Here is a 20,062-nt window from a genome sequence, read left to right as displayed (position 1 = left end):
CACCCCGCTTTCAGATCATCCGTTTTATGAATCGGATATAATTACATTTCTAATTATACCCGATTTGATTCACCAGTTAAACAGATTTGACATAATCATACACGGATTGAAGGGCATCATCAAGTTTAGACACATCTTTCGCACCTGCCATTGCCATATCCGGGCGACCGCCGCCTTTTCCATCGCACTGTGTAGCTACATGATTGACGATTTTCCCAGCATGATAGTTCCCTGATTTCAAATCTTCTGTCACGCCTGAAACCAGCATCACTTTACCGTCTGCCGCTGCACCTAGGACAATGACTCCTTTTGATAACTTCTGTTTCATTTCGTCCATCATCTGACGAAGTCCATTATTATCTTTCACATCAACACGTGCAGAGATCACTGTCACGTCATTGATTTGCTGAGAAGATGCCATAATGTCCGCCAATTGACTGTTTCCGAGTTTAGCAGATAGTGATTCATTTTCACGTTGAAGTTCTTTCATTTCAGCTAACACTGATGCGATCTTCGTCACAACGTCTTTTGGATTCGATTTTAAAAGGCTTGCAGCGTTAACGAGCACTTCCTCTTCATCTTTGAATGAACGGTAGGCTTGCTGCCCCGTAAGTGCTTCAATGCGTCGTGTGCCTGCGCCGATTCCACTTTCAGATACAAGTTTGAACAAACCGATGACAGACGTTGAAGCGACGTGACATCCACCGCAAAGTTCCAATGAGTAATTCCCAACTGAAACAACGCGAACCACTTTGCCATACTTTTCACCGAAGAGTGCCATTGCACCAAGTTTTTTGGCTTCGTCAATCGGTCTTTCTGCAATATCGACAGCGATGTCTTCCCAGATTTTTTGATTGACAATCTGCTCAATTTTCTCAAGTTCTTCTTTCGTCACTTGACCAAAATGCGAGAAGTCAAAACGCAAACGGTCAGGACCGACGTAGGAACCTGCCTGGTTAACGTGTTCTCCAAGTACTTCTTTCAATGCTTTGTGAAGAAGATGCGTTGCCGTGTGATTTCGAACCGTTAGTTTTCTAGCTGCTTGATTTACTTCTGCTTGAACGGCTGCACCTTTATGCATTTCACCCGAACGAATGATTGCCGTATGCAAGTTTTGACCGTTTGGAGCTTTTTGTACATCTTTAATATCCGCAACAAATGTTGCGCTGCTAATTGTTCCTTTGTCCGCTACTTGTCCGCCACTTTCCGCGTAGAACGGAGTACGATCCAAGATGAATTGAATTTCATCACCTTCTGATGCAGTGTCAACTAATGTTCCTTCGAGTAAGAGCGCGACAACTGTTGCATCACATTGCAGTTGATTGTACCCAATGAATTCGCTTGAATCATGAATTTCACCAAGTACACCCGACTGAACATGCATTGAATCGACGTCTTGACGAGCTGCACGCGCACGCTTACGTTGGCTGTCCATTTCCGAATCGAACCCAGCGCGGTCAACCGTAACCCCTGCTTCTTCAGCAAATTCTTCTGTCAACTCGAATGGGAAGCCATATGTGTCATAGAGACGGAATGCGATAGCTCCTGGAACGATAGAAGTTCCCGATGATTTTGCAGTTTCGATCACGCCAGAAAGGATTGTCATTCCATCCGTTAATGTTTCATGGAAGCGTTCCTCTTCATTTTTAATAACTTTCATGATGAACTCTTTCTTGTCAGTCACTTCAGGATAGAAGTCTTGCATGATTTCTCCTACAACTGGTACAAGTTCAAACATAAACGGCTTGTTGATGCCCAGCTGTTTCGCAAAACGAACAGCTCTGCGTAGCAATCTTCTAAGCACATAACCGCGACCTTCATTGGACGGAAGTGCTCCATCACCGATTGCAAAAGCCACTGTACGGATATGGTCTGCAATCACTTTAAATGCAGTATCTTTTTGTTCATCTGAACCGTATCTCTCTTCGGTAAAGTTTTCAATAGCATTCATGATAGGCATGAATAGATCTGTATCAAAGTTTGTCGGAACGTTTTGGATAACTGATGCCATCCGTTCGAGTCCCATTCCTGTATCAATGTTCTTTTTCGGAAGTGGGGTGTATGTATTATCCGGATTATGGTTAAATTCCGAGAATACAAGGTTCCAAATTTCTAGATAACGTTCATTTTCCCCGCCTGGATATAATTCAGGATCAGAGAAATCGTCGCCGTATGTCGGTCCACGGTCGTAGAAGATTTCTGAGTTCGGACCACTCGGGCCTTCCCCGATGTCCCAGAAGTTTCCTTCAAGACGGATGATACGATCTTCTGCAATCCCTACTTTGTCACGCCAGATTCCATATGCCTCTTCGTCTTCTGGATGGATTGTGATGGATAGCAGCTCAGGGTCAAAACCGATCCATTTTTCATCAGTTAAAAATTCCCATGCCTGAACAATTGCTCCTTCCTTGAAATAATCACCTATTGAGAAGTTCCCAAGCATTTCAAAAAATGTATGATGGCGAGCTGTTTTCCCGACATTTTCAATATCGTTTGTACGGATTGACTTTTGTGCATTGACGATACGCGGATTAGTTGGAACAACACGACCATCGAAATACTTTTTCATTGTTGCAACGCCGCTGTTAATCCAAAGAAGTGATGCATCATCGATTGGTACAAGCGGCGCAGATGGTTCAACACTGTGCCCCTGTTCCTTAAAGTAGTCCAAAAACATGTTACGTATTTGTGACGTTGTTAGTTTTTTCATGAATGAATCCTCCTTTTAAATTGAAAACATGTGGATATCGGGTGTGGGCCTCTTATTGCAACTTTCGAATCGTAATGTCAACTTGGAGGCTCTAATGGCAACTCCGAAATTCTAATCACAACTTTTGATTTCTAATGGCAACTTTCGAATCGTAACGACAACTCCTGATTTCCAAGCGCGACGTCGGGATATAATTGCAAACCGCTGAAGGAATGCAGCCTAAGTGCGCGACGTCCTGTCGCAAAGGCTGCATTCCCGCATCCTGTGAGCACAAAAAAATCCCCGCCCCTAATGCAAGGGACGAAGATGTTAGTCTCGCGGTACCACCCTAATTACCGGACGAATTGAATCCGGCATCTCTGGTTGCCTTAACGCGGCGGACGGCAGTGATGAGCTGCACTCGGGAGTAGCTTTTCAACATTTTTGCTCGAGAGCCCTTTCAGCCAAGGGGCTCCTTTCTGGACGAGTAAACTTGTCTACTTTCTCCGTCAACGTATTACATATGAATAACATTTGTAATTGGATTATAGAAAAGTTCCGCCTTGTTGTCAATCTGAAACTTCAAGAAATTCATAAGGCGTTACCCCTTTCATGCCAATCAGCGGGTCGATTGATAGGAAAGTTTCCATCGTAAGTGAGAAAATGACAGGTTGGGAATCCTCTGAAATCACATGCGCCTCATTAGAAACCTTTCCACGCTCAGGATCAGGAGACTCCATAGCTACCAGTTCAACGACATCGCCGTTTAACCGTTCTTTTAATGTCGTCTGCCTTTCCAATTCGTCAGTTCGTGCTATACCTGCCCTGAACTCTTCAGGCTCACCACAGAGGATAAGGAAGTTTTTCGCACGAGTGATGCCGGTATACAGTAAATTACGTCGCAACATTTTACGATGACCGCGGACGATTGGCATAATGACGATTGGGAATTCGCTGCCCTGGGATTTATGGATTGAACAGCAATAAGCAAGTGTCAGCTGGTTAAGATCATTGCGTTCATAGGTAACTTCAATTCCATCATACGAAACAACGAGTAGTTCTTTTTTATCAATTGTTTCTTTGGCTTTGATAATCGAAATGACTTCACCCATATCTCCGTTAAAAACATTACTCTCGGGTTGGTTGACAAGCTGAAGCACTTTATCACCAATTCGGTAAATCGCTTCGCCAAAAACCACTTCTTTGCGTTTGGGTCCTGGTGGATTGACCATTTCCTGAATCATTTTGTTTAAACCATCAATACCCGCCGGTCCTCTATACATCGGCGCAAGAACTTGGATATCTTTAATGGGGTGACCTTTGGTAATGGCATTTTTTACGACTTGTTCGACGACTTCGAGAATTCGATCGCTACCCGCTTTGATAAATGAACGATCCGATGTTTTCTTCGTAATGTCATCTGTCCATTCTGACCGTTTAATCATATGAGCCATTTCGATAATCGACGAACCTTCACTTTGCCGAAATACTTCAGTCAGCTCAATGATAGGGACTTTACCGGAATCTAGCATATCCCGAAGTACTTGACCGGGTCCTACAGGCGGCAGCTGGTCTTGGTCACCAACGAATAATAGTTGTACATCATTGGCAAGTGCCTTTAATAACTGATGGGCAAGCCATGTATCGACCATCGACATTTCATCAATGATAATGAGACGCCCTTCAACTTCCCGCTCAGTCTCTTCATCCTTTTCCTGCCCGTTGAATCCAAGCAAACGGTGAATTGTCATCGCAGGTAATCCAGTCGATTCCGACATACGCTTAGCTGCACGCCCAGTTGGCGCCGCTAATACAATCGGAAATGGTTCTTTCTTTTTGGCATACTCTTTCGGGTCGAGCGACAATCCGTGAAGTTCTGCATACACTTCGACAAAACCACGAATAACAGTCGTTTTCCCGGTTCCAGGACCGCCAGTTAATATCATTAATGGCGAATGAAGGGCTGTTTCAATCGCTGCCACTTGTGTTTCTGCATAATTAACACCTAGCCGCTCTTCAACTTCCCCGACCGCTTTTCTTATTTCAGACACAGGAAATTGATCCGCTGTGTCATTTTCCATAATGCGCTCAAGCTTCGCAGCGATTCCGATTTCTGAAAAGTAGAGGGACGGTATGTATAATCTACGTTCTTCAGCAGATAGCTTGCCTTCCTCGACAAGCACAATAATTGCCTGGGAAATATCTGCAAATGGAATATCAATGCGCTGACTCATTTCGAGCAGGCGTTTGACATCTGGCAAAATGGCTTCCGCTTCAACGTATACATGCCCCGCTGATTGCACCGCCTGGTTCATTGAATGAAGAATGGCTGCCTTGATTCTTGATGGGTGGTTTCCTGTAATGCCTAGGTTTTTGCCGAGTTCGTCCGCACGCTGAAAACCTACCCCTTCAATTTCTTCAATAAGTCGATATGGATTTTCAGACAGCAATGAAACCGATTCTTCACGATACTTCTGATAAATGCGCATAGCGATTTGCGGTCCGAATCCCCATTCATTCAATTGGATAATTGTCCGCTCAAGTCCCATATTCTGCTCCAAAACGGAAATCAATGTCTCTTTTTTATCATCCGCTAGTTTCGGAATAGTACCAAGAACAGACGGATCGTCAAGTATCTTTTTAATAGCATCCTTGCCTAACTTTTTAACAATTGTTTGTGCTGTCTTCATCCCGATGCCCGGAAACAAATCACCTGACAGATAATGGACCAGTCCCGTTTCTGTTGCCGGCATCTCTTTCGCAAAGGTATGCACATCAAACTGCGCACCGTATGTCGGATGATTAACAAGCTTACCTGTAAATTTATAGTCATCTTCAGGATTCAGTTGTGGAAAACTGCCTTTAACGATGATTTCTTTATCTTCATTCCCACTATTCGTTTCACGAACTTTTAATTTCGCGATCGTAAAAAGGCTGTCGGGGTTATGGAAGATTGTCACGACTGGTCGTCCAATCAAAAAAACTTCATCCGTATTTCCCGCCATGTTGTTCCCTTCCATCACCGCCACCCCTTCTTATTTTCCTTCTTCACCCAACTTGATCATGTCATATATATAGCGTGCTTGAACATGTTCTGGATCGATTGTGAATGCTTTTTCAAGATGATTAAGCGCATCTTGTTTCTCTTCTGTTGACACTGCATATAAGAAACCGAGGTTATAATGAGCATCGGCACTTGCTTCGTCCTGTTCGATGATAAAACGGAATTCATTCCCGGCTTCTTTAAATAGCTCCAAATTGGCAAGAACAATCCCATAAGATAACCGAATTTCAAGATCCTCAGGTGCCAGTTCTGTCGCTCGCTGTAAATAAGGCAACGCTAATTTCTCATTACTCGAACGTTCGAGACTTTTCCCGAGCATGAAATAAGCGTCCGCCTCTTCGACACCTTTGCGGACTGCCTTTTCATATAATTTTGCTGCTTCTTCAAAACGATCTTTATTGTAATAAAGATTGGCAAGACCATAAAACGCTGTGCCTGCTTCAGCATCAAGTGTAATCGCTTTTTGGAAAAATGGTTCTGCTCTTTCAGCATCTCCAAGTGAAGCGAAAACATTCCCTAAATTGATATAACCGACTGCATTTTCCGGGTCCTTTTCGACCCCTTGCATAAATGATTCGACTGCTTTTTCATATTCGCCATTTTGTAGTGCGGCGATTCCAATTTCATTGTATTCCATAGTTAACTTCCCCTTATCCAACATAATCAAGTTGTTTACCGTTTTTGATAACTGTATCGATTGTTCCCCCGCCGAGACATTCGTCTCCATCATAGAAAACGACGGCCTGTCCAGGTGTGATTGCACGCACTGGTTGTGCAAAGTGGACGATTGCACTTCCGTCTTCAGTTAGTTCAACTGTGACGTTGGTATCCGGTTGACGGTAGCGGAATTTCGCTGTACAACTGAATTTTTTCGGAAGTTCACGTACAGTCGAAAAACTGACGTCAATTGCTGTCAAACTATCGGAATAAAGTGCATCGTTATCAAAGTTTTGACCAACGAGAAGGATATTTTTCTTCAAGTCTTTGCCAATAACGAACCATGGTTCTCCAGCTCCGCCAATACCAAGACCGTGACGTTGACCAATCGTATAGTACATAAGCCCATCATGACGGCCTACAGTTTCGCCTTCCATCGTCGTCATATCTCCTGGTTGAGCAGGAAGATATTGACCAAGGAATTCCTTGAAATTCCGCTCTCCGATGAAACAAATGCCCGTGGAATCCTTTTTCGCCGCTGTCGAAAGCCCAGCTTCAACCGCTTTTTCACGCACAGCGCTTTTTTCCATATTGCCAATTGGGAACATCACTTTTTGTAGTTGATCTTGTGTCAATTGATTCAAGAAATACGTTTGATCTTTATTTGCATCTTTCCCGCGCAACATTGATACGCCGCCTTCTACTTCTACGACTTGTGCATAATGACCCGTTGCTAAATAGTCTGCACCTAGACTCATTGCATGCTCAAGAAACGCTTTGAACTTGATTTCTTTATTACACATGACATCGGGGTTCGGTGTACGACCCGCTTTATATTCTTCAAGGAAATACGTAAATACTTTATCCCAATATTGTTTTTCGAAATTGACCGCGTAATAGGGTATTCCGATATCATTACAAACACTGATAACATCTTCATAGTCTTCCGTTGCAGTACAGACACCGAATTCGTCTGTGTCGTCCCAGTTTTTCATGAAAATACCGATAACTTCATAGCCTTGCTCTTTCAGCAATAGTGCTGCAACAGACGAATCTACGCCGCCCGACATACCGACAACAACGCGTGTTTCTGCTGGTGATTTAGTTGTTTTCATTCTATTTTTCATCCTTTATATTTTCATTTCACAGACCGTTTGACGATTTCAGCCGTTAGTTGCGCTGCTTCCTTAATCGTTTCCTCAGTAAGACCGAGACCAAAACTAAATCGGACCGAATTTCGTAATTTGGAAGACCCTTTACCAAACATAGCAGTCAAGACATGCGACGGATCAAGTGAACCCGCAGTGCATGCAGATCCGCTAGACACGGCAATCCCCGCCATATCGAGATTCACTAGGAGCGATTCAATATCTGTCCCAGGGAAGCTGACATTCATTATATGCGGCAGTTTTTCCGCACTTTTTACATTCATTTCGTAAGTGACATCTTGTTGGTTAAATACGTCAGTCATAATGGTTGCGTAGTTAGAATAATTCACAGTATTTTGTTCCATCGCCTGTTGTGCAATTAATACTGCTTCAGAAAAAGCAACAATCGCTGGAATATTTTCGGTTCCTGCGCGTCGTTTGCGTTCCTGTTCGCCCCCGAAAAGAACTGGTGTTGTATCAAGTCCTTTACGCTGATAAAGGAAACCGATTCCTTTTGGACCATTCAATTTATGAGCTGAAACTGATAACAAATCAACGCCGAGTTCATCCACATGAAGTGGAACGATTCCATAAGCTTGAACAGCGTCCGTATGGAAAACGGCTTGGTGTTCCTTCAGCAATGCCCCAATTTCACGAATCGGCTGAATGGTACCCACTTCATTATTGCCATACATAATCGAGATAAGAACCGTTTTGTCTGTCAGTGCTTTTTGCACTTGTTCCACAGTTATTTGTCCATTGTCATCGACTTCTAAGTAAGTTACTTCGAAACCTAGCAGTTCTAGTTGTTTACATGGATTTAATACAGCGTGATGCTCAATATTCGTCGTGATAATATGGTTCCCTTTGACCTTCATCGCCATAACAGTCCCAAAAACCGCGGTGTTGTCCGCTTCCGTACCGCCCGAAGTGAAAATGATTTCCGACGGTTCTGCGTGGATTGACTGTGCTAGCGTTTTCCGTGCGTCATCTAGCCATTTCCGTGCTTCTCTTCCAAAACTATGGATACTGGAAGGGTTACCGAAAACAGATTCAAGTGTTTCTATATAAGTAGCGCTTACTGCCGGATGAACCGGTGTCGTCGCCGCATGGTCAAGATAAATTTTAGTCATAATAAGACTCCTTTAAATGTAAAACATATAACTATCGCGCTCATCTTTTTCACCCGACTTCATCAAGTCTTCAATCGTTGTTGTATCGAGGACACTGCGTACCGCCTCGCCAATCCGTTTCCAAAGTTCTTGTTGCGGAATATCAGATCCCTCTAGTCCCTCTACAACTTGGATGGGTCCTTCAAGAATTCGGATAACATCTCCCGCAGTAATTTCCGTCGGTGGCTTAGCCAGCATATATCCGCCATAAGCGCCGCGAACACTTTTCACAATTCCACTGTTACGAAGTGGGGGAATAAGTTGCTCCAGATATGCTTCAGACAACTTCTGTTCTTCCGCAATTTTCCGTAGCGGTACTGGACCTTCCCCGAATTTAGAGCCAAGTTCAACAACTATTGTTAATCCATATCTACCTTTTGTAGAAATCTTCATATCTATCCCGTCCTTTTACGATTGCTTCAAAATATTATAGCATAACTGCCCCTCAAGCTTCCTTAAAATGATTTACGGTTGTCTAACGTGTATAATAGAGGAACGGATGTACTAGGTAAGGAGTGAATAAGTTGCAAAATGAGCCATTGGCGTTTCGCATGCGCCCAAGAACTATAGATGAAATTGCTGGACAAAAGGATATTATTGGTGAAAAGACGGCACTTTACCGGATGATAAAAAACGGTCATGTTCCATCTATGTTGTTGTACGGGGAACCCGGAATCGGTAAAACGTCACTCGCCCATGCAATTGCAGGTACTAGCAATCTGCCTTTCATCGCCATGAATGCAACAGTTTCAGGGAAGAAAGATGTCGAAGACGTTGTAGCAGAATCACGCATTACAGGGAAAGTTCTACTATTCTTAGATGAAATTCATCGTTTCAATAAATTACAGCAAGATACATTACTGCCACACGTCGAAAGTGGAGCAATCGTCTTAATAGGAGCAACAACTGAAAATCCATACCACGACGTCAATCCCGCCATACGTTCCAGATGTGGTGAAATCCGACAATTATCCAGATTAGAGCCAATAGACCTAATGGAAGTGCTTCAAAAGGCGATGGCAGATGAAGAACGCGGGCTTGGAAAAATGCCGATTACCATAACTGATGAGCAGCTTACATTGATTGCGGAAGGTGTTAACGGTGATGCACGAAAAGCGTTAACTGTTCTTGAGTCTGCCGTTTCCGCAAGCGATGAAGTCGATGAAAAAATAATCATCGAAGACTGGCTACTTGAAAATCTGCTTGGACGTATCGGGTTATTTGGGGATAAAAAAGGTTCACACTTTTATAATTTATTGTCAGCACTTCAAAAATCAGTCCGTGGTAGTGACGTTAATGCCGCTATTTATTATCTTGCAAATCTTCTCGAGACTGGCGATTTAGTAGCCGTCAATAGACGCTTGCTTGTGATGGCCTACGAAGATGTCGGATTAGCTTCACCAGAGGTTGGACCACACGTATTAGCGGCGACAGACGCAGCGGTGAAGCTCGGCATGCCGGAAGCGCGTATCCCACTCGCAAACGCTGTTATCGAAATGTGCCTGGCCTCTAAGTCGAATTCAGCTTATAAAGCATTCGATGCGGCTGTAAAAGCGATTAACGAGGGCAAAACCGGAGATATTCCATTGCATTTACGGGACGCACATTATGCCGGTGCGGCGAAGCTCGGTCACGTCGGCTACAAATACCCGCATGACACACCACTCGGTTCCTTCGGAGGCTGGACTAACCAGCAGTATTTACCCGATAAATTAAAAAACTCGGAGTTTTACAAGCCGGTTATAGCAGGAGAAGAAAAAAAGATGGCTGCAATTTATGATAGGTTGAAAGAATTTCGGAAAAAGAAGTGACTGGAATATCTAAAACCCCACCCTAAATGAATTTCCCAAGCGATATAAGACCCATATAAACCCCCAAATAGGCAGTCTATTCTCTACAATCTAATAGAGAATAGACTGCCTATTTTTCTTGAATATGATTTCCATAATACAGTCTTCATGCTCATTTCTGTATTCTTCTTACACAGAAGGGAAACAGTCAAAAGTGTAATTTTTCACTTATTCCCATCTAAATTGCCAGTTACAAAAAATGCGCCTCTACTTTTTTGTAGAAACGCACCCAGTTATATAGTCTGTACTTAACGAATGGGTTTTTTTCCAACTATGCTTCTTCTTTTGGTGACGGCCTCACGCTTGTCGCTCCTTCGCTAGATTTGTTCGTTATCTGGGAGAGGTATACCACCTAGTTTACCCAAAATGAGTAGTGCCGCATTTTTAGTTGAGGAATTGTTATTTTTTTAAGCTGTCTAACAAAACATAACCAAATACAATCCCAGCTGTTGACGTGAATGTAGTATCTCCTAATAGCAGAAACTCTTTTGCGAATAACAAATTCAACCCGAAATAAATAGACAGAATAGGTATCATTGCTATATAAAGAGACGGAATTCCAATTGCAACAACCTTAATCCAATCAAACGACCATTGCTTTTTTTCTTTTATCTCTATAATTAATTTAGGGAATCGTAAAAAAAATCCAATAAAAACAGGAAAAATAGTTATAAAAATTAAATAAGGCATTATATTAAATGTTGTTGCCGACTCTTCTCTTAATCGCACTTTATAATCCATTCCTAGATAAAAAATAAATCCCATAACTACTACGGAAACGAAATAAAATAAAAATCTTTTAATTTAAGACTCCCCCCTTCAACTTTCCTCTTATTAAAACGGTCCATTTTGCTGGTCATGCCGCCCCACTTCTCGTAGAGAACCGGCTACCGCTGAGTTCTGATTCACTGACTTTTCCTGTTCTTTAAAATCATATTTTCGCCCAGTCAAAAAATCCACAAGATAGACACCTACAAGCAAAGTTACAATGGAACCCCAGAAAACCCACATCACCCAATGCATTACATTCCCTTCCCTTTTCACAATCCCAAATACCTAATAAGAGAAGTGTGAATTAATTATTTCAACCTTATAAACTGGAATTTGACATCCTACTTCGCTGCTCGGTCACGATATACAATCAGCGTAATTACATTTAATAGAATGGTAACGATGAGAAGAACTGCCGCAACGATCGCCACAGCACCCGTTGTGTCCATAAGAGCAGACCAATCCTCAATCTTTACCAAGTGATAGTTATAGAAAATCTGGAAACATAGCGAAATAGCACAAGCACTGATGCTCATAATAGTAAGAGGGACCCAATTCTTTTGGTTCTGCTTTTCATATCGCATCAGATTAACAACAGGGAGTATCCAAGCAATTAGCCCAAGCACTAAGCTGCCAAGATTAAGCAAAACAATCATATCTAATCCCCCCTTTATATTTTTCGTTTCTTCATTCTTGTTCAACAGTCCTGCCCCTACACGAAACAAGAGTCGTTAGTTTTGATAGCAAGTCTCATACTGATCTTTCATTAATCAGCTTTGACATACTAACCCACTTTCGTGATAAATTTCTTTGCCGATTTCCAACTCAATACTTCTATTTGAATTTGGATACTTAATTTCTTCATTTATAATATATAAAGTGTTTTCATCCTTCCACTCCATAGAAAAATAACTTTTTGCATCACTATAATAAACTGTCTCAATTTTATCATCCACATCATTATAAGTGATTTCTATCCATAGATTGACACCTCCAGCGGCACCACCATATGTCATGTAGTAAGCATTAGCTGTATTTTTTTCTGTCGGAGAATTGACAGGTCCCTTGTACAATCGATCTACACATTACTTAAATTAGAAATCTCTCTACTACTAGTACGTTCATTGTGACTGAATAGTTTCAATAAATAAAAATCATCTTTCATTTAACGTTACAAAAATTTGATATTAATTACTCTAAGACCGATAATTAAGTCCATTTACTCTATACTGTTAGTACCAAAAGATTAATCGCTATCTAACTCTAGCTATAAATTTTAAGCGGAAAATTACGAAAAAAGAGAGATAACAGTATGTTTAAAAACAAAAACACTGAAATCTTATATGACCGTTTTTGATTCTTGGAATAGCTTAATTAACTATCTACAAAAAAGTATTCACCTTATTACTTTTTCTGGTTAAAAGCTACATTTTGGATAATATACAATTAATTGAAAGAGTAATAACAATCTTCAACTACAATATCTTTACAGTGGAGGGTTAACATGATTCCAGAAGTGATGATCGTCGGGGTGTATCATTTAGGAGACACATCGGATTTAATCAATGTTGAACGCAAAAACGATATTGATTTAGAGCTAGAAGCAAAGGAAGTTGTTGACGCACTAAGTCGGTTTAATCCGACAAAGTTAGCTGTCGAAGCTGATCGGGAAGTACAATCGAAGTTAAATGAAAGTTATCGAAAGTATCTATTGAATGATCCGACCCCAATGAAAAATGAAATAGAAACGATTGGTTTCCCTTTAGCGAAGGAATCGGGCATAAGCGAAGTTTCTTGTATCGATTGGAGGGGGGACGATAATGAAATAGCAACAATAGGCGATATTTTTCAGTATGCAAAAGAGTATGAACCCGAACGCTATAAGAAAATAATGACAACGTACATGGAACCCATGCAACGTGAGGCAGAAGAATGGTCCAAACTCCCGATTTTAGAAGGCTATAAACGTGTGAATGAAGCAGAAACTGTTAAAAAGATGCACCAATTTTACATGGAATTTGCGATGATTGGAAAAGAGAAAGATTATTACGCAATGGATTGGTTAACTTGGTGGTACAAACGAAATTTAATACTCTATACAAATGTGAGAAGGTTGATATCAACTCCACAGGATCGAGTTTTGCTATTAATCGGCGGCGGCCACGTTCATCTTATTAAACAGTTTTTGGAGGAATCCGGAGTATGTACGGTGGTTGATGCGAATAAATACTTAAATTAAATAGGTGGAGTGTTCTTTCAGTGGGTAACATTAAATTAGATTATGAGTAAGAATATAATAAGTACCCCTTTTTCTGGGGCGCTTATTATATGCTTTACTTGGTTTTATTTAGGATTTGATAATCAAATGAAATACGTTTTTCCACAGAACCTACCCCAATCTGTACTTATCTTCATGTTCCTAAAATCCAGGAAATATTAATTACATTCGAACATATTTTTTCAACAAAGAAATTAGGAATAAACTTAGTAAAGAAGAGTCTATAATTCTAACGACCAATATCCCATAACTGGTTATCGAAACAGGGTCAATAAGACACCACAACGATACAAATAATACTGTTAAAATGAATAAAGAAAACCAAAAAATAATTTTTTTCTTAGGATAAACAGTAATATGCTTATGTTTTCTCTGGGTCAATGCTCTATAATACATGTAAACTAAAATCATTGTTATTCCAAATAATGTACTCCCATGTTGTAAAAATTTATACAAAGGTATAGCAAAACCATAGATGTTATAGCTGTGAGTGAATAAAGCCGGAAATTTTAACACCATATATCCGTTTATATGAGTGAAAGAATCCCATACAACGTGAGTTAACATACCGAACAGTGCAGAATAACAAAATACAACTACCTTTAATATAATAGTCGAATCTACTCTTTTCACATAAGTATCTTGTAGAATAGTTGGTAAATGATTGAATAGAATTTGGTGTACAAATATATGGTAAATTACATAAACGATTGTCACCAAGGGTAAATTAAACAAAACGAGCCCAGTAAAAGTATGTCCAATGTCCCCCATTGGTTGGCCTCTCAAAAAGTATTCAAAATCAGGAGCCATACTACCGAATACCATTGCAGAAAAGTTAATATATTTACTTTTTCTTGAGAACGGAAGTATGGCTGCTGGGTGAGCAAAAGTTAGTGGCATGATATTACACTCCTAGTTGATTTGTTCAATTTTATTCCAGTTAAATATTGAAAGTCTTACTCTATCATAAGAAACTTCGAATTTAACAGTGGAGTAACCCCTCATGATTGAAATCCCAGTTATCAACCATATTAATATGTAATTAAATGAAAGTTCTTTCTTAGTAATGTGGATGGTTGTTCAGCCCAATTAGCATAAAGCTTGTTATGCCCGCCACACTTTCAATATAAGCTCCTGCGAGACAATTACTCGATATTCAAAATAGAATATACAAAACCCTCCTAAAAGTTAAACTTTCGGGAGGGTTTTTACTGAGTAATTTTTAGTTAGCTGCGGCTTCTAATAGTTCTGCCGGAACCTTTACATCATCCACGTTGTCGTAGTGACTATAAACTGCATTGATCGTTTGTTTAACTCGATGGGAATTACCATCAACTTGTACCATTGAGTACGTTGTTGTATCGAGTGTCATTTTGAAATCAGTTACATAGAATGATTTGCTATCAATTCCAATCACAATGTCGAATTTATTAATAAGAGGGAACTCACTGTCCACTACATCTACATCCGTATCGCTACCGTTGTTCGACAGGTACAGTGTTTTTTTAAATTCTTTATATTGTTCTCTCGATAATGACAGCCTTAAGTTATAACCATAGTCAATCGGTTCTAACACAAAATCGTTTTTAAAGTCGTTAAAAAACGCAAGGTCCAGTGTTGGCTGAACATTTTCAATCATCGAACCGAATAATTCGGCAATCGAACCGGACTGCAACTCTTCCCATTCCTTTACTTTCGTATCCTTAATGAAAACACGGTCATTTACTTTATATACTTCCGCATCCCATGGATCCCCATTTATCGGTTGCGGTCGCACTTTTACGTCCTGTTTAACTATTTCTGGTTGTAGCGCAGCATCTGAAGTCATTTCATATTTCACGCTATATCTTTCATCAGGTGCTGTTGTTTTCCAAAAATCATCATAAGAGATATGTGTACGCACATTTTTCAATTTAGCAGAGGCATCTTTCGCTTTTTCGAAAACGTCTTGTGCCGTCATCCCCTGTTTCGCTTCCACATTGCCACATGCTGTTAATAAAAGGGCAACTAACCCAAAAACAAATACCTTAAACACTTTATTCACACATAAACACCCTTTCTAGCAATCCAAGTTCATTTTCATAAGCAATCACTCTATTATACCTCTACCCATATTTTGGTGACAACCAAAAAGGTACCGCATGAAAAAGCTTATCCACACGGTACTATTCATTATACTTTATCTTTCACTCGCCGGATAGGAATATCGGCAACGATATCATTCATTACCCAGCTGGCGCAAACAAGACCAGCAACTGATGGAACGAATGCGTTCGATGCAGGTGGCATTTTCGCTTTTCGAATGAAGGCATCAGGTTTACCAACTGTGTCAACAACTTCCGGTCTCACGACAATGGGGCTTTCATCAGAAAAGACCACTGACACTCCTTGATAAATACCTTCTTTTTTAAGTTTGCGGCGAATTACTTTCGCTACCGGATCTGTATGCGTCTTTGAAATATCCGCAATTTGAAAACGGGTCGGATCCATCTTATTAGCAGCACCCATACTCGATATAATTTTTACGTTACGTGCGACACATTCTTTAATCAAATGAATTTTAAAGATGATTGTATCAGATGCATCGATGACATAATCAGGTTTGTAACTGAAAAACTCTTCAGCTGTCTCTTCCGTATAAAACATATGGAGCGAAATCACTTCACACTCTTTATTAATATCAGCAATGCGCTCTTTCATCACTTCTGCTTTAGAACGGCCAACTGTCGACAAATTAGCGATTAGCTGTCTATTAATATTCGTTATGTCAATATCGTCCTTATCGACAAGGATAATCCGTCCAATTCCGCTCCGCGCACATGCTTCTGCCGCAAATGAACCGACTCCTCCAACACCAAGTATCGCGACAGTCATGTCCCGCATACGATTTACACCTTCTGTACCTATGGCTAATTCATTTCTTGAAAATTGATGTAACAATTGAAATTCCGCCTTTCCATCCATTATAAATTTAAATTTTCCCCAATAAAAAACCCCTCCGCACGTAAGTCAGAGGGGTGTATGATCATGTAAGTAACGAATCCCAAATGTGCCGTCTTTGTAGTATCGCTTTGAACCCGCTCTCAGCAGGTGGGTGTCCTATCCGATTCTTTTGAGGTCCCGACTAAAGGCATGTCATCCGACTCGAAATGCGGACTCCCGACGAAAAAATGTTCGGTCAAAACTGATTGGCAAATAACGAACACTTCAGGATTCGTATTACTTGTATAATAACATACATCTTTAGTCAGTTCAACGATTTCACGGAAATAGTTTTTACATTTTTCTAACTTAACTGATTACTGATTACCGTTTACTCTTTGCCATCACTCGAATTCCAAGTTCAGCTAGTTGAGTATCGTCAACGTGATCAGGCGCTGACGTTAACAGGCAGCTTGCACTCGCTGTTTTCGGAAATGCAATAGTGTCGCGCAAGTTCGTCGAACCAGATAACAACATTACAATACGGTCGAGACCGAATGCAATTCCGCCATGCGGAGGTGTTCCATAGTCAAATGCTTCAAGAAGGAATCCGAATTGTTCGTTCGCCTGTTCCTTACTGAATCCAAGTGCTTCGAACATTTTTTCCTGAACATCACGTTTGTAAATCCGTAGTGACCCACCACCAAGTTCATACCCATTTAAAACAAGGTCATAGGCTTGTGCTTTAACTGTCTCAGGGCTTGCTACTAGTTCTTCCACATCTGCTGGCATTGTAAATGGATGATGTGCTGCCTGGTAGCGACGGGCTTCTTCGTTATATTCGAACAGAGGCCATTCAGTTACCCAAAGGAAGTTGAACTTCGATTCGTCAATTAAGTCATGATCTTTGGCAAGCTTAGTACGTAGTGCTCCTAATGTATCTGCGACAACTTTCTTTTTGTCTGCTACAAATAACAATAGATCTCCTACTTCAGCATTCGCTGCAGCTTTTAGTCCTTCGCCCTCTTCTCCTTCGAAGAACTTCGCGATAGGTCCTTTCAGACCTTCGGCATTGACTTTCAACCATGCAAGGCCTTTTGCGCCGTAGACTGCTGCAAACTGGCCAAGTGCGTCGATGTCCTTACGAGAATAGCTATCCGCTACTCCTTTTACATTGATGAGTTTAACTTGCCCACCTGACTCGATTGCTGCCGTAAATACTTTGAATGAAGAATCTTTAACGACGTCAGAGACATCTGTCAGTTCCAATGCAAATCGCGTATCCGGTTTATCTGAACCGAAACGCGCCATTGCTTCGTCATAAGGAAGACGTTTAAATGGAATTTGAACATCGATTCCTTTTACATCTTTCATTACCTTTTGCATCATTCGTTCATTCAATTCAATAATATCTTCAATTGACATGAAACTCATTTCCATATCGATCTGAGTGAACTCCGGCTGGCGATCAGCGCGAAGGTCTTCATCGCGGAAACAACGTGCAATTTGATAATAACGGTCGAATCCGGCTACCATCAGCATTTGTTTGAATAGTTGTGGTGACTGTGGCAGCGCGTAAAATTCGCCTTCGTGAACTCGGCTAGGTACTAGATAGTCGCGTGCGCCTTCAGGTGTAGATTTCGTTAGAATCGGCGTTTCTACTTCGAAAAATCCTTCATCGTCAAGGAAGTTACGGACTGTTTTAGTGATGTCTGAACGCATTTTGAACGTATTCGCAAGTTTTGGACGGCGTAAATCAAGGTATCTATATTTCAGTCTAATTTCTTCATTCACGTCTGTTTCATCTTCAATCATGAACGGCGGGTTTTTCGCCTCATTCACGATGTTCAATTCAGTAACTTGAATTTCAATCGAACCGGTTTTCAATAGCGGATTTTTCTGGCCTTCTGCGCGCTCAACAACTAAACCTGTTAGCTCGATTACGAACTCATTGCGCAGTTTGTCTGCCGTCACGATTGCTTCGCTTGAAAAACTCGGGTTAAATACTGCCTGAACGATTCCTGAACGGTCCCGTACGTCGACGAAAATTAGTCCCCCAAGATCCCTTCTTTTTTGAACCCATCCTTGTAATGTAACCGGTTGTCCGATTACCTCTTCTGTCAATTCACCACTATAATGTGTACGTTTCATTGCCTTCATCCGCCTCTCTTTAGCCAATCAATGTTTCTTTAAGTTTTTGAACCAGTTCAGCAACAGGAACTTTTACTTGCGCCCCGTCAGCCATATTTTTCAATAAAGCAACGCCTTCCGCTACTTCATCTTCACCGATTAGTACGACTGTCCGTGCATTCAATCTATCTGCCGATTTCATTTGCGCTTTCATTTTCCGGTCCATATAATCCATATCCGACCGAATACCAGCTTCTCGAAGTGCACCAAGCAATTTAAAGCCTGGACGACGTGCTGTTTCCCCAAGAGTAACGATATAAACGTCAAGTACTGGCTCAGCTTCAAAAGATTTCCCTTCAGCAGCCATCGCAAGAAGTAAACGCTCAATACTCATCGCAAAACCGATACCTGGTGCAGAAGGTCCACCGATTTCCTCAGCGAGACCATTGTATCTACCACCGCCGCACAAAGTCGTAATCGCTCCGAATCCTTCCGAAGTGCTCATAATTTCAAATGCCGTGTGATTATAATAATCAAGGCCACGCACAAGATTTGCATCGACCTCATAAGAAATCCCTGCATCGTCGAGATAACCTTTTACATCTGCAAAGTATTGAGCAGACGTTTCATTCAAATAGTCAGCTAAGGATGGTGCTGAAGCAATGAGCGGATTGCCTTTATCGACTTTACAATCTAATATGCGTAGTGGATTTTTTTCCAATCTAGATTGACAATCAGAACAGAATTCCCCTATATGCGGATTGAAGTGCGCAATAAGCGCTTCGCGGTGCGCTATTCTGCACTCTGTATCCCCTAGCGAGTTAATAACAAGTTTCAACTTTGTCAATCCCACACGCTTATAAACATCCAGTGCCAACGCAATCACTTCTGCGTCAATCGCAGGATCTGCACTGCCAATTGCTTCTGCTCCAAATTGAACGAATTGACGGTAACGTCCTGCTTGCTGACGCTCATAACGAAACATTGGACCTGTGTAAAAAAGCTTTACAGGCTGATCCGGGTAACCAAACATTTTATTCTCCACGAAAGAGCGTACGACAGCTGCAGTTCCTTCAGGTCGTAGCGTCATTGAACGATCGCCTTTATCCGTAAAGGTATACATCTCTTTTTGAACGACATCAGTTGTCTCACCTACGAGACGTTGAAATAATTCCGTTTGTTCAAATATCGGTGTACGGATTTCTTTATAACGGTAGATATCGCATACTTCGTTAATGATTTTTTCTGCTTGCTGCCATTTCCATGTTTCAGATGGCAAAATATCCTGAGTTCCTCTTGGCACTTTGAAAATCATATAAATTCCCCTTCCTAAATAAGAATTGCAGTCTAAGTACACCACGACCTGTAGCAACTAAGAGGG

Annotated in this window: 17 protein-coding genes, 1 other RNA gene and 1 other annotated feature; of the genes, 2 read left to right on the top strand and 16 right to left on the bottom strand. The window is 41.2% G+C overall.

Annotated elements, in window-relative coordinates:
• Positions 1–76 precede the first annotated feature (76 nt).
• From alaS to cymR, 6 genes are all read right to left on the bottom strand, one after another.
• Positions 77–2,710, bottom strand: a complete 2,634-nt coding sequence (gene alaS, locus ACP8HG_RS03805) for an alanine--tRNA ligase (protein ID WP_438298208.1) — start codon at positions 2,708–2,710, stop codon at positions 77–79.
• A 293-nt stretch (positions 2,711–3,003) separates the two neighbouring features.
• Positions 3,004–3,211, bottom strand: a binding site (T-box leader).
• A gap of 47 nt (positions 3,212–3,258) precedes the next feature.
• Positions 3,259–5,709 (bottom strand): SF1B family DNA helicase RecD2, encoded by a 2,451-nt coding sequence (recD2, locus tag ACP8HG_RS03800; RefSeq protein WP_438298207.1) that lies wholly within the window; start codon positions 5,707–5,709, stop codon positions 3,259–3,261.
• 15 nt (positions 5,710–5,724) lie between these two features.
• A complete protein-coding gene (locus ACP8HG_RS03795) occupies positions 5,725–6,390 on the bottom strand; it encodes a tetratricopeptide repeat protein (protein ID WP_067208256.1) in 666 nt (221 codons plus the stop codon).
• A 13-nt stretch (positions 6,391–6,403) separates the two neighbouring features.
• Complete coding sequence (gene mnmA / locus ACP8HG_RS03790) at positions 6,404–7,525, bottom strand: tRNA 2-thiouridine(34) synthase MnmA (RefSeq protein WP_067208253.1); 1,122 nt, start codon at positions 7,523–7,525, stop codon at positions 6,404–6,406.
• A 23-nt stretch (positions 7,526–7,548) separates the two neighbouring features.
• Positions 7,549–8,691, bottom strand: a complete 1,143-nt coding sequence (locus tag ACP8HG_RS03785) for a cysteine desulfurase family protein (RefSeq protein WP_067208251.1) — start codon at positions 8,689–8,691, stop codon at positions 7,549–7,551.
• Between the two features lie 12 nt (positions 8,692–8,703).
• Entirely contained in the window at positions 8,704–9,123 is a 420-nt protein-coding gene (gene cymR, locus ACP8HG_RS03780) for a cysteine metabolism transcriptional regulator CymR (RefSeq protein WP_067208248.1), read from the bottom strand.
• Between the two features lie 131 nt (positions 9,124–9,254).
• On the opposite strand from cymR, the gene ACP8HG_RS03775 reads away from it, so the two are divergent.
• Positions 9,255–10,541, top strand: a complete 1,287-nt coding sequence (locus ACP8HG_RS03775) for a replication-associated recombination protein A (protein ID WP_187047485.1) — start codon at positions 9,255–9,257, stop codon at positions 10,539–10,541.
• Between the two features lie 438 nt (positions 10,542–10,979).
• On the opposite strand, the gene ACP8HG_RS03770 is transcribed toward ACP8HG_RS03775, so the two are convergent.
• The 4 genes from ACP8HG_RS03770 to ACP8HG_RS03755 form a co-directional block, all read right to left on the bottom strand.
• Positions 10,980–11,345 (bottom strand): hypothetical protein, encoded by a 366-nt coding sequence (locus tag ACP8HG_RS03770; RefSeq protein WP_340764902.1) that lies wholly within the window; start codon positions 11,343–11,345, stop codon positions 10,980–10,982.
• 69 nt (positions 11,346–11,414) lie between these two features.
• Complete coding sequence (locus ACP8HG_RS03765) at positions 11,415–11,603, bottom strand: hypothetical protein (RefSeq protein ID WP_187047484.1); 189 nt, start codon at positions 11,601–11,603, stop codon at positions 11,415–11,417.
• Between the two features lie 89 nt (positions 11,604–11,692).
• Positions 11,693–12,007 (bottom strand): hypothetical protein, encoded by a 315-nt coding sequence (locus tag ACP8HG_RS03760; protein WP_438298624.1) that lies wholly within the window; start codon positions 12,005–12,007, stop codon positions 11,693–11,695.
• Between the two features lie 114 nt (positions 12,008–12,121).
• On the bottom strand, positions 12,122–12,424 hold the full coding sequence (locus ACP8HG_RS03755) for a DUF5412 family protein (protein WP_222618013.1): 303 nt from the start codon (positions 12,422–12,424) through the stop codon (positions 12,122–12,124).
• Positions 12,425–12,855: 431 nt separating this feature from the next.
• Here ACP8HG_RS03755 and ACP8HG_RS03750 point away from each other — a divergent pair, with 431 nt between their 5' ends.
• The gene (locus ACP8HG_RS03750; RefSeq protein WP_187047483.1) at positions 12,856–13,590 is read left to right on the top strand and encodes a DUF5694 domain-containing protein; all 735 of its coding nucleotides are present in this window, start codon (positions 12,856–12,858) and stop codon (positions 13,588–13,590) included.
• A gap of 201 nt (positions 13,591–13,791) precedes the next feature.
• Here the strand turns inward: ACP8HG_RS03750 and ACP8HG_RS03745 are convergent, their stop codons facing one another.
• From ACP8HG_RS03745 to hisS, 6 genes are all read right to left on the bottom strand, one after another.
• Positions 13,792–14,529, bottom strand: a complete 738-nt coding sequence (locus ACP8HG_RS03745) for a DUF4184 family protein (protein ID WP_438298206.1) — start codon at positions 14,527–14,529, stop codon at positions 13,792–13,794.
• A gap of 322 nt (positions 14,530–14,851) precedes the next feature.
• Positions 14,852–15,673 carry a DUF6612 family protein gene (locus ACP8HG_RS03740; RefSeq protein ID WP_438298205.1) on the bottom strand — a complete coding sequence of 274 codons (822 nt, stop codon included), beginning with the start codon at positions 15,671–15,673 and terminating at the stop codon, positions 14,852–14,854.
• Between the two features lie 128 nt (positions 15,674–15,801).
• The gene (locus ACP8HG_RS03735; protein WP_067213910.1) at positions 15,802–16,569 is read right to left on the bottom strand and encodes a tRNA threonylcarbamoyladenosine dehydratase; all 768 of its coding nucleotides are present in this window, start codon (positions 16,567–16,569) and stop codon (positions 15,802–15,804) included.
• Between the two features lie 96 nt (positions 16,570–16,665).
• Positions 16,666–16,846: non-coding RNA, 6S RNA (gene ssrS, locus ACP8HG_RS03730), on the bottom strand.
• 89 nt (positions 16,847–16,935) lie between these two features.
• Entirely contained in the window at positions 16,936–18,702 is a 1,767-nt protein-coding gene (aspS, locus tag ACP8HG_RS03725; RefSeq protein ID WP_438298204.1) for an aspartate--tRNA ligase, read from the bottom strand.
• Positions 18,703–18,721: 19 nt separating this feature from the next.
• The gene (gene hisS / locus ACP8HG_RS03720; protein WP_067208221.1) at positions 18,722–19,996 is read right to left on the bottom strand and encodes a histidine--tRNA ligase; all 1,275 of its coding nucleotides are present in this window, start codon (positions 19,994–19,996) and stop codon (positions 18,722–18,724) included.
• Positions 19,997–20,062: the final 66 nt, after the last annotated feature.

Origin of the sequence: Sporosarcina sp. FA15 (assembly GCF_051550195.1) — a bacterium.
Taxonomy (GTDB): Bacteria; Bacillota; Bacilli; order Bacillales_A; family Planococcaceae; genus Sporosarcina; species Sporosarcina psychrophila.
The sequence above is the reverse complement of the archived record's forward strand: the minus strand, read 5'-3'. Positions and strand labels throughout refer to the sequence as shown.